The sequence below is a fragment of the Streptomyces sp. Rer75 genome (genome assembly GCF_013414305.1).
Lineage (GTDB): Bacteria > Actinomycetota > Actinomycetes > Streptomycetales > Streptomycetaceae > Streptomyces > Streptomyces himastatinicus.
Map to the genome: position 1 here is coordinate 4,618,848 of NZ_CP058693.1, position 15,621 is coordinate 4,634,468.

The 15,621-nt window shown below is 72.4% G+C and carries 11 protein-coding genes; 4 read left to right on the forward strand and 7 right to left on the reverse strand.

Features of this window, described 5'->3' with window-relative positions:
- Positions 1 to 63: 63 nt before the first annotated feature.
- Genes HYQ63_RS19375 through HYQ63_RS19395 form a run of 5 tightly spaced genes read right to left on the reverse strand, consistent with a single transcriptional unit; the run spans position 64 to position 7,424 of the window.
- Positions 64 to 1,209 (reverse strand): acyl-CoA dehydrogenase family protein, encoded by a 1,146-nt coding sequence (locus tag HYQ63_RS19375; protein ID WP_179935094.1) that lies wholly within the window; start codon positions 1,207 to 1,209, stop codon positions 64 to 66.
- The gene (locus HYQ63_RS19380; RefSeq protein WP_257231951.1) at positions 1,206 to 3,326 is read right to left on the reverse strand and encodes a biotin carboxylase N-terminal domain-containing protein; all 2,121 of its coding nucleotides are present in this window, start codon (positions 3,324 to 3,326) and stop codon (positions 1,206 to 1,208) included. Before HYQ63_RS19380 ends, HYQ63_RS19375 begins: the two co-directional genes overlap by 4 nt.
- A 17-nt stretch (positions 3,327 to 3,343) precedes the next feature.
- Complete coding sequence (locus HYQ63_RS19385; RefSeq protein ID WP_179935095.1) at positions 3,344 to 4,942, reverse strand: acyl-CoA carboxylase subunit beta; 1,599 nt, start codon at positions 4,940 to 4,942, stop codon at positions 3,344 to 3,346.
- Positions 4,939 to 6,633 carry an acyclic terpene utilization AtuA family protein gene (locus HYQ63_RS19390; RefSeq protein ID WP_179935096.1) on the reverse strand — a complete coding sequence of 565 codons (1,695 nt, stop codon included), beginning with the start codon at positions 6,631 to 6,633 and terminating at the stop codon, positions 4,939 to 4,941. The genes HYQ63_RS19385 and HYQ63_RS19390 overlap by 4 nt, the downstream gene beginning before the upstream one ends.
- Positions 6,630 to 7,424 carry a TIGR03084 family metal-binding protein gene (locus HYQ63_RS19395; protein ID WP_179935097.1) on the reverse strand — a complete coding sequence of 265 codons (795 nt, stop codon included), beginning with the start codon at positions 7,422 to 7,424 and terminating at the stop codon, positions 6,630 to 6,632. The genes HYQ63_RS19390 and HYQ63_RS19395 overlap by 4 nt, the downstream gene beginning before the upstream one ends.
- 253 nt (positions 7,425 to 7,677) lie before the next feature.
- Here HYQ63_RS19395 and HYQ63_RS19400 point away from each other — a divergent pair, with 253 nt between their 5' ends.
- On the forward strand, positions 7,678 to 8,304 hold the full coding sequence (locus tag HYQ63_RS19400) for a hypothetical protein (protein WP_179935098.1): 627 nt from the start codon (positions 7,678 to 7,680) through the stop codon (positions 8,302 to 8,304).
- 69 nt (positions 8,305 to 8,373) lie between these two features.
- On the opposite strand, the gene HYQ63_RS19405 is transcribed toward HYQ63_RS19400, so the two are convergent.
- Entirely contained in the window at positions 8,374 to 11,205 is a 2,832-nt protein-coding gene (locus tag HYQ63_RS19405; RefSeq protein ID WP_179935099.1) for an FAD-binding and (Fe-S)-binding domain-containing protein, read from the reverse strand.
- A gap of 200 nt (positions 11,206 to 11,405) precedes the next feature.
- Between HYQ63_RS19405 and serC the strand changes: the two genes are divergently transcribed.
- Positions 11,406 to 12,524 (forward strand): phosphoserine transaminase, encoded by a 1,119-nt coding sequence (gene serC, locus HYQ63_RS19410; RefSeq protein ID WP_179935100.1) that lies wholly within the window; start codon positions 11,406 to 11,408, stop codon positions 12,522 to 12,524.
- A 63-nt stretch (positions 12,525 to 12,587) separates the two neighbouring features.
- Here the strand turns inward: serC and HYQ63_RS19415 are convergent, their stop codons facing one another.
- Positions 12,588 to 13,607 (reverse strand): hypothetical protein, encoded by a 1,020-nt coding sequence (locus HYQ63_RS19415; protein ID WP_179935101.1) that lies wholly within the window; start codon positions 13,605 to 13,607, stop codon positions 12,588 to 12,590.
- 321 nt (positions 13,608 to 13,928) lie between these two features.
- Between HYQ63_RS19415 and HYQ63_RS19420 the strand changes: the two genes are divergently transcribed.
- Positions 13,929 to 14,432 (forward strand): hypothetical protein, encoded by a 504-nt coding sequence (locus HYQ63_RS19420; protein WP_257231952.1) that lies wholly within the window; start codon positions 13,929 to 13,931, stop codon positions 14,430 to 14,432.
- Positions 14,433 to 14,607: 175 nt separating this feature from the next.
- Positions 14,608 to 15,606: an aldo/keto reductase gene (locus HYQ63_RS19425; protein WP_179935103.1), complete on the forward strand. Its 999-nt coding sequence runs from the start codon at positions 14,608 to 14,610 to the stop codon at positions 15,604 to 15,606.
- Positions 15,607 to 15,621: the final 15 nt, after the last annotated feature.

Consider the following 15,621-nt stretch of genomic DNA (forward strand, 5'->3'; position numbering starts at 1 on the left):
GTCACTGTGCCTGCCAGTTGCCTTCCCGTCCGTTCTGCCCCGCTCGTCGCGTCGGTACGACCGTCAGTACGACTTCGGCAGCCCCAGCGTCTGATGCGAGACAAAGTTGAGGATCATCTCCCGGCTGACCGGCGCGATCCGCGCCACCCGCGCCGCCGTGATCAGCTTCGCCAGCCCGTACTCCTCCGTCAGGCCGTTCCCGCCCAGCGTGTGCACCGCCTGGTCCACCGCCTTCACGGCCGCCTCCCCGGCCGCGTACTTCGCCATGTTGGCCGCCTCCCCCGCGGCCGCGTCCTCCCCCGCGTCGTACAGATACGCCGCCTTCGCCATCATCAGCCGGGCCAGCTCCACCTCGATGTGCGCCTGGGCGAGCGGGTGCGCGATCGCCTGGTGCGCGCCGATCGGCTCCTTCCACACCTGGCGGGTCCGCGCGTAGTCCACCGCCTTCGCCAGCGCGTGACGGCCCATCCCGAGGGCGAACGCCGCCGTCATGATCCGCTCCGGGTTGAGCCCCGCGAACAGCTGCGCAAGACCCGCGTCCTCGTCCCCCACCAGCGCGTCCGCCGGGAGCCGCACATCGTCCATGACGACCTCGAACTGCTTCTCGTTCGCGGCCACTTCCATGGGGATGTGGTGGTACGAGAAGCCGGGGGTGCCGCCCGGGACGATGAACAGGCAGGGCTTGAGCTTCCCGGTCCGCGCGTCCTCCGTGCGGCCCACGATCAGGGTCGCGTCGGCGATGTCCACGCCGGAGATGAAGACCTTACGGCCGGTGAGCACCCAGTCGGTCCCGTCGCGGCGGGCGGTGGTGGTGATCCGGTGCGAGTTCGATCCGGCGTCCGGCTCCGTGATGCCGAACGCCATCGTCACGCTGCCGTCCGCCAGCCCCGGCAGCCAGCGGGACTTCTGCGCGTCCGTGCCGTACCGGGCGATCACCGTGCCGCAGATCGCGGGCGACACGACGAGCATCAGCAGCGGACAGCCCGCCGCGCCCAGCTCTTCGAGCACGATGGACAGCTCGGCTATGCCGCCCCCTCCGCCGCCGTACGCCTCGGGGAGGTTGACGCCGAGGTAGCCGAGCTTGCCCGCCTTGGCCCAGAGGTCGCGGGTGGCGGTGTCGTGGTTGTCCCTGCCGAAGGACGCGACCGCGGTGCGGAGGTCGGCCTGCTCCGGGGTGTCGATGGGCGTGTGCGCCTGGGCCTGGCTCATGAGCGGCTCCGTCCGTCGTCCTGGGTGGATGCCTGGCGTGGGGTGGCTGCCTCGGCTTTGGTGGCTGCTTCGTCGTGGGCGGCTGCCTCGGCTTTGGTGGCTGCTTCGTCGTGGGCGGCTGCCTCGGCTTCGGTGGCTGCCTCGTCGTGGGCGGCTGCCTCGTCGTGGGCGGCTGCCTCGTCGTGGGCGGCTGCCTCGTCGTGGGCCGTGACGACCGCGAGCAGTGCGCCGACCTCGACCTGACGGCCCTCGGCGGCGTGCAGCGCGGTGAGCACCCCGGCGGTGGGGGCCGTCACGCGGTGCTCCATCTTCATCGCCTCCAGCCACAGCAGCGGCTGGCCCGCCCGCACGGGGTCGCCCACGGCGACGTCGGCGATCCGCACCACCGTGCCGGGCATGGGGGCCAGCAGGGAGCCCGGCGCGGTGCGGGCGGTGGGGTCGGGGAAGCGGGACAGGGGGGTGAGGGTGTGCGATCCGGGGGGCGCATCGATATATATGCGGTCGTCGTGGCGTGAAACGTCGAACTTCCGCCTGATGCCGTCGGCTTCGAGGACGACGTGGTGCGGGGTCGCCCGGAGCAGCCGGAGGTCCGGGAAGTCCTCCGTGACGAGGCCGTCGCGGGTGAGCCGGTAGCGGACCTCGTGCTCGGTGCCGTCCGGTGCGCGGTACGTCTTGATCTGCGGCTGGGACGGTACGTTCCGCCAACCGCCGAGGCGCCCCGCGACGGTCGCCGGCCCATCCGATGCGTCGGCCAGCGCGGCGGCGAGGGCGGCCAGTGCGATGCCCTCCCCGGTGTCCTTGGTGAGTGCGTCGAGGTGACGTTCGAGGAAGCCGGTGTCCATGCGCCCGGCCTCGAACTCCGGGTGCCGCAGGGCTCGTACCAGCAGCTCGCGGTTGGTGACCGGGCCGTGGATCCGGGCGTGCTCCAGCCCGTGGGCCAGCCGCCGCAGCGCCTCGGCGCGGGTGGGCGCCCAGGCGATGACCTTGGCCAGCAGGGGGTCGTAGTGGACGCCGATCACGTCCCCGTCCGCGATGCCGGAGTCCACGCGCAGTCCCGTGACGGTGATGTCGAGTCGCCGCATCACGCCCGCCTGCGGCTGCCATCCCCGCCCCGGGTCCTCCGCGTACAGCCGTGCCTCGACCGCGTGGCCGCGCGGGGACGGGGGCTCGGGGGCCAGGGGCTGCCCCTCGGCCACCCGCAGTTGGAGGGCCACCAGGTCCAGCCCGTACACCTCCTCCGTCACCGGGTGCTCGACCTGGAGGCGGGTGTTCATCTCCAGGAAGTACGCCCGGCCCGCCGACGAGACCAGGAACTCGACGGTGCCCGCGCCCTCGTACCCGATGGCCCGGGCGGCGTTCACCGCCGACTCCTCCAGCAGACGGCGCAGTTCGTCGCCGAGGCCCGGGGCCGGGGCCTCTTCGATGACCTTCTGGTGGCGGCGCTGGAGGGAGCAGTCGCGGGTGCCGAGCGACCACACGGTGCCGTGGGTGTCGGCCAGCACCTGGACCTCGACGTGGCGGGCGCCCTCGACGTACGGCTCGACGAACACCTCGCCGTCCCCGAAGGCGGACGCCGCCTCCGCACGGGCGGAGGTCAGCTCGGCGGGCAGCGCGGCCGTGTCGCGGACGACGCGCATGCCGCGGCCGCCGCCGCCCGCCGCGGCCTTGATGAGGACCGGCAGGTCGTCGGCGGCGACCCGGTCGGGGTCGAGGGAGTCGAGGAGGGGGACGCCCGCGTCGCGCAGGAGCCGTTTGGCGCGCGTCTTGGAGGCCATCGCCTGCATCGCCGCGGGCGGCGGCCCGACCCACAACAGCCGCGCGTCGCGCACGGCTTGGGCGAAGGCGGCGTCCTCGGAGAGGAAGCCGTAGCCGGGGTGGACGGCGTCGGCGCCCGCCGCCAGGGCGGCCTTGGTCAGCAGGTCGCCGCGGAGGTACGTGTCGGCGGGGGCGTCGCCCGGCAGGCGTACGGCGGTGTCGGCCTCCCGGACGTGCGGGGCGTCGGCGTCCGCGTCGGAGTGGACGGCGACGGTGGCGATGCCGAGTTCGCGGCAGCTGCGGATGATGCGGCGGGCGATCTCGCCGCGGTTGGCGATGAGGAGGGTTCGGATCACGGACATCACGGCGGGGTTTTTCCTCACATCCGGAAGACGCCGAAGCCACCGCGCGCCCCCTCGACGGGCGCGGTGTGGAGGGCGGAGAGACAGAGGCCGAGGACGGTGCGGGTGTCGCGCGGGTCGATGACGCCGTCGTCGTACAGCCGCCCGGAGAGGAAGTGCGGCAGCGACTCGGACTCGATCTGCTGCTCGACCATGGCGCGCAGGGCGGCGTCACCGTCGTCGTCGTAGGGCTGCCCCTTGGCGGCGGCGGACTGGCGGGCGACGATCGACAGCACTCCGGCGAGCTGCTGGGGGCCCATGACGGCGGACTTGGCGCTGGGCCAGGCGAAGAGGAAGCGCGGGTCGTACGCGCGGCCGCACATGCCGTAGTGGCCGGCGCCGTAGGAGGCGCCGATGAGGACGGAGAGGTGGGGGACGCGCGAGTTGGAGACCGCGTTGATCATCATCGCGCCGTGCTTGATGATCCCGCCCTGTTCGTAGGCGCGGCCGACCATGTAACCGGTGGTGTTGTGGAGGAAGAGGAGGGGGATGTCGCGCTGGTTGGCGAGCTGGATGAACTGCGCGGCCTTCTGGGACTCCTCGCTGAACAGCACCCCCTGGGCGTTGGCCAGGATGCCCACCGGATAGCCGTGGAGGGTGGCCCAGCCGGTGGCGAGACTCGCCCCGTAGAGCGGCTTGAACTCGTCGAAGTCGGAGCCGTCGACGATGCGGGCGATGACCTCGCGGGGGTCGAAGGGGACCTTGAGGTCGCCGGGGACGATGCCCAGCAGCTCGTCGGCGTCGTACTTCGGCGGCTCCGCCGGGCCCGGATCGGGGTGGGCCTTGCGCCAGTTCAGGCGTGCGACGACGCGGCGCGCCTGGTGGAGGGCGTCGGGCTCGTCGGTGGCGAAGTAGTCCGCGAGCCCGGAGGTGCGGGCGTGCATGTCGGCGCCGCCGAGGGATTCGTCGTCGCTCTCCTCGCCGGTGGCCATCTTGACCAGCGGCGGGCCGCCCAGGAAGACCTTGGACCGCTCCTTGACCATGATCACGTGGTCGGACATGCCCGGGATGTACGCGCCTCCGGCGGTGGAGTTGCCGAAGACCACGGCGACGGTGGGGATTCCGTCGGCCGACAGCCGGGTGAGGTCCCGGAAGAGGGCGCCGCCCGGGATGAAGATCTCCTTCTGGGAGGGGAGATCGGCGCCGCCGGACTCGACGAGGCTGACGACGGGGAGCCGGTTGACGCGGGCGATCTCATGGGCGCGCAGGATCTTCTTCAGCGTCCAGGGATTGCTGGCGCCTCCCCGCACGGTGGGGTCGTTGGCGCTGATCAGGCACTCGACGCCGGAGATCACGCCGATGCCGGTGACGACGGAGGCGCCGACCGGGTAGTCGCTGCCCCAGGCGGCGAGCGGGGACAGCTCCAGGAAGGGCGTATCGGGGTCCAGGAGGAGTTCGATGCGCTCCCGGACCAGCAGCTTGCCGCGCTTGCGGTGGCGCTCGACGTACTTCTCGCCGCCGCCCGCGAGCGCCTTGGCGTGTTCCGCCTCCAGTTCGGTCAGCTTGGCGAGCATCGCCTCGCGGTGGGCCGTGTAATCGGCGCCTGCGGGGTCGAGCGCGGACGCGAGCACGGTCACAGCAGTACCTCCGGTATGTCGAGGTGGCGCGAGCGCAGCCATTCGCCGACCGCCTTGGCCTGCGGGTCGAAGCGGGCCTGCGCCGCGACGCCCTCGCCGAGCAGGCCGTCGACGGTGAAGTTCAGGGCGCGCAGATGCGGGAGTTGGTGGCGGGTGACCGGCAGATCGGCTGTCTCCGGGAGGAGTTCGCGGAGCCGGTCGACGGTGAGGGTGTGGACCAGCCAGCGCCAGGCGTCGTCGCTGCGCACCCACACGCCGATGTTGGCGCTGCCGCCCTTGTCGCCGCTGCGCGCCCCGGCGACCGCGCCGAGCGGCGCGCGGCGGGTGGGGCCGTTGAGCGGCTGCGGCAGCGGGGGCTCGTCGACGGGCGTGAGGGGGCGGGCGTGCGGGGCCGGGGGGACCGCGGTCCGGGTGCCGTCGGGCAGGACGGCGATGTGCGGGACCGCGTCCTGCGGGACGTACGCCGCCTCGAACACCCCGTACGGGGCGGCCTTGCCGGGCGGGGCGGTGACATGGAACCCGGGCAGGCTGGCGAGGGCCAGCTCCACGGCCGCACCGCTGACCGCCCGCCCCACGGTGTCGGGGTCGCGGTCCCGGACGACGAGCCGCAGCAGCGCGCTCGCCTCCTCCTGCACATCCGCGTCGGCGTGGTCGGTGCGGGCCAGAGCCCACCGCACCTCGGCGGGGCGGCGCTCGGCGAGGGCCGCCTCCATCTGGTCCCGTACGAGGGCGGCCTTGGCCTCGATGTCGAGGCCGGTGAGCACGAACACCACCTCGTTGCGGTGCCCGCCGAGCCGGGTCAGCCCGGCCTTGACGGTCGGCGGCGGCGCCTCCCCCCGTACGCCGTGGATCCGCACCCGGTCGGGGCCGTCCTGGGTGAGCCGTACGGAGTCCAGGCGGGCCGTCACGTCCGGCCCGGGGTAGCGGGCACCCGCCGTCTCGTACAGCAGCTGGGCCGTGACGGTGCCGACGGTGACGGCACCGCCGGTGCCCGGGTGCTTGGTGATGACGGCCGACCCGTCCGGGTGGATCTCGGCGAGCGGGAAACCGGGGCGGCGCAGGTCCTCGATCTCCGTGAAGAACGCGTAGTTGCCGCCGGTCGCCTGCGTCCCGCACTCCAGCACATGCCCGGCGATCACGGCCCCGGCCAGCGCGTCCCAGTCATCCGCCGCCCACCCGAAGTGCGCGGCGGCGGGCCCGGTGACGAGCGCGGCGTCGGTGACCCGCCCCGTGACCACGACGTCCGCCCCGCCGAGCAGACACGCGGCGATTCCGCCGCCCCCGAGGTAGGCGTTGGCGCTGACCACCCCGGGCCCCCAATCACGCGCCCCGAGCAGATCGTCCCCCTCCACGTGCGCGACCCGGCACCCGACCCCGAGCCGCTCCGCGAGCCCCCGGATGGCGTCGGCCAACCCGGCCGGATTCAGCCCACCCGCGTTGGCGACGATCCGCACCCCCCGCTCGACGGCGAGCCCGAGGGTGTCCTCCAGCTGGCGGAGGAAGGTGGTGGCATAGCCGCGGGAGGGGTCCTTGGCCCGGTCCCGCCCGAGGATCAACATGGTCAGCTCGGCGAGATAGTCCCCGGTCAGCACGTCGAGCGGCCCATCGGTCAGCATCTCGCGCAGCGCGTCGAAGCGGTCCCCGTAGAAGCCGGAGGCATTGCCGATGCGGAGGGGTTCCGTCGTGGTCACGCCGCACCCCCGCCCGGCCGCCGCCCTCGCCCCGGCGGGCCCGCGAAGGCCTGGGCGATGTCCAGCCAGTGGTCCGCGTCGGGGCCCTCGGCCCGTACGGCCACGTCGTCGCGGTGCACGCGCTGGGTCACCAGCAGGCAGAAGTCGAGCGCGGGGCCCGTGACGCGCTGGGACGCGTTCTCGGGGCCGTACGTCCACAACTCGCCACCCGGCGCCGTGAGTTCGACGCGGAACTCCTCGGCGGGCGGCTCCAGGCCGCGCGCCGCGTACGCGTAACCCCGGGCCCGTACGCCGATGCGGGCCACGTGCCGCAGCCGGGCGGTGGGCGTACGGCGCACGCCCAGCGCGTCGGCCACGTCCTGGCCGTGCGCCCAGGTCTCCATCAGCCGCGCCGTCACCATCGACATGACACTCATCGGCGGCCCGTACCACGGCAGCCGGGCCCCGGACGGCTGCGCGGCGAGCACCCGCGCCAGCCGCTCCCGCCCTTCCCGCCACCGTCCCAGCAGCACGGCGGGCGGATCGGCCGCGCCGCGCTCCGCGCCCTCGTCCACGAACCGCTCCGGCGCGGCAAAGGCCTTCCGCACCTCGTCGGCGAACCCCTCCGGATCCTCGGCCGCCTGCACCGCCCGCGCGTCGGTCCAGGCGAGGTGGGCGATCTGGTGCGCGATGCTCCACCCGACCGCGGGCGTCGGCGCGGCCCACGCCGCGTCCCCGAGCCCGGCCACCAGACCGTCCAACTCCTCGCTCTCGGCGCGCAGATCGCCGAGCAGGGCTTCCGTATCGGACACGCGGGACTCCCGTTCGCCGTGCGGTGTGCGGGGGTGTGCGGGGCGTTGGGAGTGAGCGTGGCAGCGCGGCACAAAACAATCAAGCGTGCTTGCATGATTTTTGACGAACCGGAGGCGGCGACCACGGCATGGGCCTGCCCACACCCGCGTTAGCCGATGGTTAGCGGGACGGCAGTCCTGCGGTAGCGGCCCCGACCAGAGTGGTTGTCGTACCGAGGAGACAACGACACCGACTGCCCCGGGGGGACCCGCAATGAGCTCCACCACCACTGTCCGCACCGCTCGCCGCCGCACCCTGCGCGTTGCCGCCGCGGCCCTGATCGCCGCCGCCGGTCTCAGCCTGACCGCCTGCTCCGGCTCGGACACCGCCGGCCCGAAGCCCGCGGCCGCCGCCGAGTCCTCCTCCGCCGGGGCGCAGGGCTCCGACGCCACGGTCGACAACAAGGCGGGCGCCGCGGGCAAGGCGGCATCGCCGTCCCGCACCCAGAAGCTGGTGGACGGCAGCACGGCCGAGATCTACGAGCTCGGCGAGCAGCACTACCGCCTCAAGATCGTCAACGATGGTGACGACCTGGCCACGCTGGAGGCGAAGGAGGGCGATGCCGGGCTCGACGCCAACGGCATGTACGTCGTGCTCACGGCGGGCGGCGAGGTCCGCTCCTGGATGGGCGGCGAACACCAGGGACCGGGCACGTTCAAGATCGCAGGCGGTTGGACGGCCAAGGTCACGAAGATCGGCGAACTCCATTACCGTGCGGAGATCTCCGGCCACGAGGGCAAGGCCGCCACGATCGAGGCCAACGAGAAGGACGCCGGTCTCGACGCCAACGGCAGCTCCATCGTGCTCAGCTCCGGCGGCGTGATCAGCGCCCACCAGTAAACGTCTGCCCCCTCTGCGGCGGTGGAGCCACCTCGGGCGGCTCCACCGCCGCAGCGCGCGGCTCGTGGGTCAGGGCAGCCGGTCCGCCAGGAGTTCGGCGAGGTGGCGGGACGGGCGGTCGGTGAGGTGGTCGAGTTGGGTGCGGCAGGAGAAGCCGTCGGCGAGGACTTCGGCGTTCTCGTCCGCGGTGCGTACGGACGGCAGCAGCTGGTCTTCGGCGCAGGCCACGGAGACGTCGTAATGGCCCGCCTCGAAGCCGAAGTTGCCCGCGAGGCCGCAGCAGCCGCCGCTCAGCTCGCCGGTGAGGCCCGCGCGTTCGCGGAGGCGGCGATCGGCGGCGTCGCCGAGGACGGCGTGCTGGTGGCAGTGGGTCTGGCCGACGACCGGGCGGTCGACCTTCGGGGGCTGCCAGTCCGGGGCGTGGGTCTCCAGGGCCTGGGCGAAGGTCTGCACGGACGAGGCGAGGCGGGCGGCGCGGGGGTCGTCGGAGCCGAGGAGTTCGGGGAGGTCGGTGCGGAGGGCGGCCGTGCAGCTGGGTTCGAGGCCGACGACGGGCAGCCCGGCGTCCAGGGCCGGGGCCATGACGTCGAGGGTGCGCCGCATGACCGTACGGGCGCGGTCCAGCTGGCCGGTCGAGACCCAGGTCAGGCCGCAGCAGACGGGTTTGGGGGGTACGACGACGCGGAGGCCCGCCGATTCGAGTACGCGCACCGCGGCCTGGCCTACCGAGGGGGACAGGTAGTTGGTGAAGGTGTCGGGCCAGAGAACGACGGTCCGGGCCGCGTCCGGGGAGTCGGCCACCGTACGGGCGTGGCCGCGCCACCAGCGGGTGAAGGGTTCGCGGGCCAGCTCGGGGATGTCGCGTTCCGGGGCGATGCCGCCCATCCGCTTCGCCAGGGAGGACAGAAAGCCGACCCCTGATGCCGCGTTGGCCACCGGTGCTGCCCGTAGGGAGGCCGCCGCGCGGAGCCATACGGGGAGCCAGCCCATCGAGTAGTGGCCGGCCGGGCGCATCCGGCCCTCGTAGTGGTGGTGCAGGAACTCGGCCTTGTACGTGGCCATGTCCACCCCGACCGGGCAGTCGCTGCGGCAGCCCTTGCAGGACAGGCACAGGTCGAGCGCGTCCCGTACCTCCTCCGAGCGCCAGCCGTCGCGCACCACCTCGCCCGCGAGCATCTCGTGGAGCAGCCGGGCGCGGCCGCGGGTGGAGTGCTGCTCCTCGCCGGTGGCGCGGTACGAGGGGCACATCACGCTCGCGCCGGATACCGATTCGTTGCGGCACTTGGCGACGCCGACGCAGCGCCGTACGGCGGCCGAGAAGTCGCCGCCGTCGTGCGGGTAGCCGAACTCGACGTCGACGGGGCGCCGCGGGAGGACGTCGAAGCGGAGGTCCTGGTCGAGGCGGCGGGGGCGGGCGAGGACGCCGGGGTTGAGGCCGTTTGCCGGGTCCCACAGGTCCTTGAAGCGGTGGAAGAGCCCGACCATCTCGTCCCCGTACATGCGGGGCAGCAGTTCGGCGCGGGCCAGGCCGTCGCCGTGTTCGCCGGAGAGCGAGCCTCCGTGGGTGACGACGAGGTCGGCGAGGTCGGTGGAGAAGTCGCGGAAGACCCGCACCCCGGCCTCGCGCATCAGGTCGAAGTCGATGCGGACGTGGATGCAGCCGTCGCCGAAGTGCCCGTACGGGGTGCCGCGCAGCCCGTGCTGGGCCATCAGGGCGCGGAAGTCACGCAGATACGGCCCGAGACGGGCGGGCGGCACCGCGCAGTCCTCCCAGCCGGGCCATGCCTCGCTGCCGTCCGGCATCCGGGTGGCGGTGCCGGAGGCGTCCTCGCGGACCCGCCACAGCGCGCGCTGCCCGGCCGGGTCGGCGACCACGGTGTGGTCGGTGGTGGCGTGCGCGGCGGCGCGCGCTATCTCCTCCGCGCGGGCGTACGCCTCCTCGCGCCCGGTGCCGCCGACCTCCACGAACAGCCAGGCGCCGCCCTTGGGCAGCCCCGACGCGCCCGCGACCAGGTCGGCGGCCATGCCCTCGACGGTGAGCGGCCCGTACGGCAGCAGGGTGTGCGCGGCCTCGGCCGCCGCGGACTCGTCGGGGTAGCCGAGCACGGCGAGCGCGCGGGCGGCGGGCGCTTCGACGAGCCGTACGGTCGCCTCGGTGAGCACGCCGAGCGTGCCCTCGCTGCCGGTGAGGGCGCGGGCCACGTCGGCGTTCTTCTCGGGCAGCAGCTCGTCCAGGGCGTAGCCGGAGATGCGGCGGGGCAGTTCGGGGAAGCCGGTGCGCAGCAGCGCCAGGTGGTCACCGGCGAGGGAGCGCATGCCGTCGCGGAGCCGGGCGGGGAGCGCGTCGAGCCCCTGGGCGGCGCGGACCCGCTCCCCGCCGTACGTCAGGACGTCCAGCGCGTGGACGTTGTCGGCGGTGGTGCCCCAGGCCACCGAGTGGGAGCCGCACGAGTTGTTGCCGATCATGCCGCCGAGGGTGCAGCGGCTGTGGGTGGACGGGTCGGGGCCGAAGGTCAGGCCGTGCGCGCCCGCGGCGGTCCGCAGCTCGTCGAGGATGACGCCGGGCTGGACGACGGCGGTGCGCTGCTCCGGGTCCAAGGACCGGATGAACCGCATGTGGCGGGTGAAGTCGAGGACGACGCCGAGCCCGGTGGCCTGCCCGGCGATGGACGTACCGGCGCCGCGCGCCACCACCGGCACGCCGTGCTCCCGGCAGACGGCCAGCGCCGCCGCCACGTCGTCCGCGTCGCGCGGGGCGACGACACCGGTCGGCACGCGCCGGTAGTTCGACGCGTCCATGGTCATCAGGGCCCGGCTCGCCGCGTCGAAGGAGACGTCCCCACGGACGGCTCGGCGCAGCGCCTGCTCCAGTTCGTCTGCCTCTGCCTCGTGCTCTGCCATGTCCCCATGGTCCACGGGGAGGGTCCCGATGAGAATGTTCACACTGTGCTTGAACGACGTGATCATGGATCACTGTGGACGGGGCCCACCGGTGCCGCGGTGTCAACATGGCCGCGCTCACTGTCCCCGTCCGTGGACGGATCGTCTCAAGCGATGGACTCCCCGCTGAATGCCGGGTTGGGACGGATTAGGCTGCGTGCGTGGCTGAGATCCGGATTCCCGAAGACATCAAGCCCGCCGACGGTCGCTTCGGCGCAGGCCCCTCCAAGGTGCGTACCGAGGCGCTCAGCGCCCTCGCGGCGACCGGCAGCTCCCTGCTGGGCACCTCCCACCGGCAGGCCCCGGTCAAGAACCTGGTCGGCAAGGTGCGCGACGGCGTGCGCGAACTGTTCCAGCTCCCCGAGGGCTACGAGGTCGTCCTCGGCAACGGCGGCTCCACCGCCTTCTGGGACGTGGCGACGCACGGCCTGATCGACAACAAGTCCCAGCACCTGTCCTTCGGCGAGTTCTCGTCGAAGTTCGCGAAGGCGGCCAAGCTCGCGCCGTGGCTGGACGAGCCGACCGTCATCTCCTCCGACCCCGGCACCCACCCGGAGCCGCGGGCCGAGGCCGGTGCGGACGTCTACGCCTTCACCCACAACGAGACCTCGACCGGTGTCGCGATGCCCATCCAGCGGGTCGCCGGGGCCGACGACGGGTCGCTGGTGCTGGTCGACGCCACGTCCGGCGCGGGCGGTCTGCCCGTGGACATCGCCGAGACGGACGTCTACTACTTCGCGCCGCAGAAGTCCTTCGCCTCGGACGGCGGACTGTGGATCGGCATCTTCTCCCCCGCCGCGCTGGAGCGCGCCGCCCGGATCCACGGGTCCGGCCGCCACGTCCCGGAGTTCTTCTCGCTGCCGACCGCGATCGACAACTCACTGAAGAACCAGACGTACAACACCCCGGCCCTCGCGACCCTCTTCCTGCTCAACGACCAGCTGGAGTGGATCAACGGGCAGGGCGGCCTGGACTGGGCCGTGCGGCGCACCGCCACCTCCTCGCGCACGCTGTACGGCTGGGCCGAGGAGTCCAAGCACGCCACCCCGTTCGTCACCGACCCGGCCAAGCGGTCGCAGGTCATCGGCACGATCGACTTCGACGACGAGATCGACGCCGCCGCGATCGCCAAGGTGCTGCGCGCCAACGGGATCGTGGACACCGACCCGTACCGGAAGCTGGGCCGCAACCAGCTGCGGGTGGCGATGTTCCCGGCCGTCGACCCGGCCGACGTCGAGGCGCTGACCGCCTGCGTGGACTACGTGATCGAGCACCTGTGAGGCGTGCCTGACGGAGGAGGGGCCCGGGGCGTTCGCCCCGGGCCCTTTCCCATACGGGGGCGCCTACCGCGGGCGGCGGCGGACCAGCCGCCGCAGCCCCAGGAACAGCACCGTCGCGGCGCCGAAGGTGAGCGCGCCCTTCAGCAGGTTGCGGTTCTTCTCGTCCTCGTCGGCGCTCTGCTTGCCGTCGGGGCGCGAGGAGTAGTCGCCGTCCTTCTTCTGCTTCTTCGCGGTCGCGTCCGGCAGCAGTTCCCCGCCGAGGTCCACCGCGGTGACCTTGCTGCCCGGTCCCTCGGTGCCGTACATGAGCGTGCCGCCGTCCGGGGTGAAGGTCACCGACTCGCCCTGGCGCTGGAGGGGCAGCCCCGGCTCGTCGTCCAGCAGCTGCGGCTTGCCGTTCCGCCAGCGGTACTCGGAGGCCGCGAAGTAGCCGCGGAGCACCAGGCGGCTGCCGTCCGGCGCGAAGGCGCCGTCGGTGACCTCCATGTCGAGGTCGGCGACCCGGCGGAAGACATTGGTGCCCTGGGCGGAGAGCGTGGCGGGCGCCTCGTACAGCCCGGGGTCGTCGTCGCTCTTGCTGGCGATGTAGATCCGGCCGGTCTTCGGGTGGACCATCATCGCCTCGGCGTCGCGCGCCCCGCCCTGGTACTTCACGGTGAACTGGGTGGCGGTGACCGTGGTGTTCCCCAGCACCTTGGGCTCGGGGAAGCGGTAGATCCATACGTGGGGCCAGGTGCCGCCGAGGTTGTCGCCGATGTCGCCGACGTACACATTGCCGTCGGGGCCTATCGAGATCGCCTCCACGTCCCGGGGGCGCCCTATGCCGCGCAGTTCGACCCGGGCGACCGTCTTTCCGGTCTTGCTGTCGACGGCGTAGACGTACGCCCCGTCCGAGCTGTCGTTGTGCGTCCAGTAGACCCCGGGATGGGCCCGGCTCGCGGCGAGCCCGCTGGACTCGGTGATGCGGGGGTCCTCGATCGTGAACGAGGACGGGGACGAGTCGTCGGCCGCCGCGGGAGCGGGGAGGGCGACGGGCAGGGCCGCCAGCACGGCGGCACCGAGGACGTACGGAAGCGGACGCATGGGCCCAAGCCTGCCATCCCGGCGGGGCACGGACAGCGTGTTACGGCCGCGCGGGGGCGGGTTGAACGGCGGGGCTCGGCCCCCGTCCGTGCCCCTTCTGAATTACGAACGGATAACGTACGTAAATCATTCGTGGCGACGGAGCCGCCTAAATAACCCGCAGATTATTTGAATCCATCCGGGGATTATGTGCTGCGGAAATTTATCGGGCATTGACGGCATAGCGGGCGGGGGCATTGCTTTCCAGAAAGGCCACGCCTACGGTCTCTACCCATGAGCGAATACAGCCATTCCTCTTATGCGCAAACAGCGCCACCGCCGATGCATTCCGCCGGTACCCCGGGCGGAGGCGCGGCGGCCGCACCGCCGAAGAAGTTCGCGGTGCTCGGGGCCGTCGGTGCGGTCATCGCACTGGCCGGCTCCTGTGTGAACTGGGTGGTGTCCACGTCGGACAGCGCCGACGGGGGCGTCAAGGGCATCGACGGCGACGGCATCATCACGCTGATCATCGCCCTGGTCGGAGCGGTGCTCATGCTCGCCGCCCTGGCCACCAAGAAGGGGGTGGTCTACCTGATCGGCGCGGCCACCGGGCTCGCCACCGCGATCGTCCTCGCCATCAACATGGCGTCCCCCGAGCGCCTGCTCGCCCAGAAGCTCCAGGATGAGGAAGGCGTGTCCGCGAAGGTCGCAGAAAAGGCGGCCGAGCAGGCAGCGAAGCTGTACGACCTCACTCCCGGACCCGGAATCTACATCACCCTGATCGGTGCGCTGATGATTCTGATCTTCGGTGTCCTCGGATTCCTGAAGACTCGCTCCGGACGCTAAAAACAACCAGCATTCCGGAGATTCCGGTAGCCCGCTTTTTGACCGCGACGGGGGGCCAAAAAGCGGGCCTCCGGGTTTTCCGGAATGCGGCGCCGCCCGAGACCCACGGGCCGGAAGGCCCACAGGCCGGGACGGCCCTTGATTAGAGCGCACTCCAAGGGATTGGCTGGGTCCCATGGAGTACACGCAGCTCGGACGCACGGGCCTCAAGGTCAGCCGGCTGGTCCTCGGCACCATGAACTTCGGCCCGCAGACGGATGAGGCCGACAGTCACTCGATCATGGATGCCGCGCTCGACGCGGGCATCAACTTCTTCGACACCGCCAATGTCTACGGCTGGGGCGAGAACAAGGGCCGCACCGAGGAGATCGTCGGAAGCTGGTTCGGCAAGGGCGGCGGACGGCGCGAGAAGACCGTCATCGCCACCAAGGTGTACGGCAACATGGCCGCCGACGGTGAGCGGCCCTGGCCCAACACCGACAAGCTCTCGGCGCTCAACATCCGCCGGGCCGTGGACGCGAGCCTGAAGCGGCTGGGCACCGACTACATCGACCTCTACCAGTTCCACCACGTCGACCGCGCGACCCCGTGGGACGAGATCTGGCAGGCCATCGACGTCCTCGTCCAGCAGGGCAAGATCCTCTACGTCGGGTCCTCCAACCACGCGGGCTGGCACATCGCCCAGGCCAACGAGACGGCCCGGCGCCGGAATGCGTACGGCCTGGTCAGCGAGCAGTGCCTGTACAACCTGGCCGAGCGGCGCGCCGAGATGGACGTCATCCCGGCCGCGCAGGAGTACGGCCTCGGCATCATCCCCTGGTCCCCGCTGCACGGCGGGCTGCTCGGCGGCGCGATCCGCAAGGAGCGGGAGGGCGGCGGCGCCCGTACCACCTCCGGCCGCGCGGCCGACGCGCTGAAGAACACGGCGGTGCGCGAGCAGATCCAGGCGTACGAGGACCTGCTCGACAAGCACGGTCTTGAGCCCGGCGAGGTGGCCCTGGCCTGGCTGCTGACCCGGCCCGGGGTCACCGGGCCCATCGTGGGTCCGCGCACGGCCGAGCAGCTGGCCTCGGCGGTGCGGGCGTCCGAGCTGACGCTGAGCGACGAGGTGCTGGGCGCGCTGGACGAGATCTTCCCGGGCCCGGGGCCGACGCCGGAGGCGTTCGCCTGGTAGCCCTGCCCGTCCTGG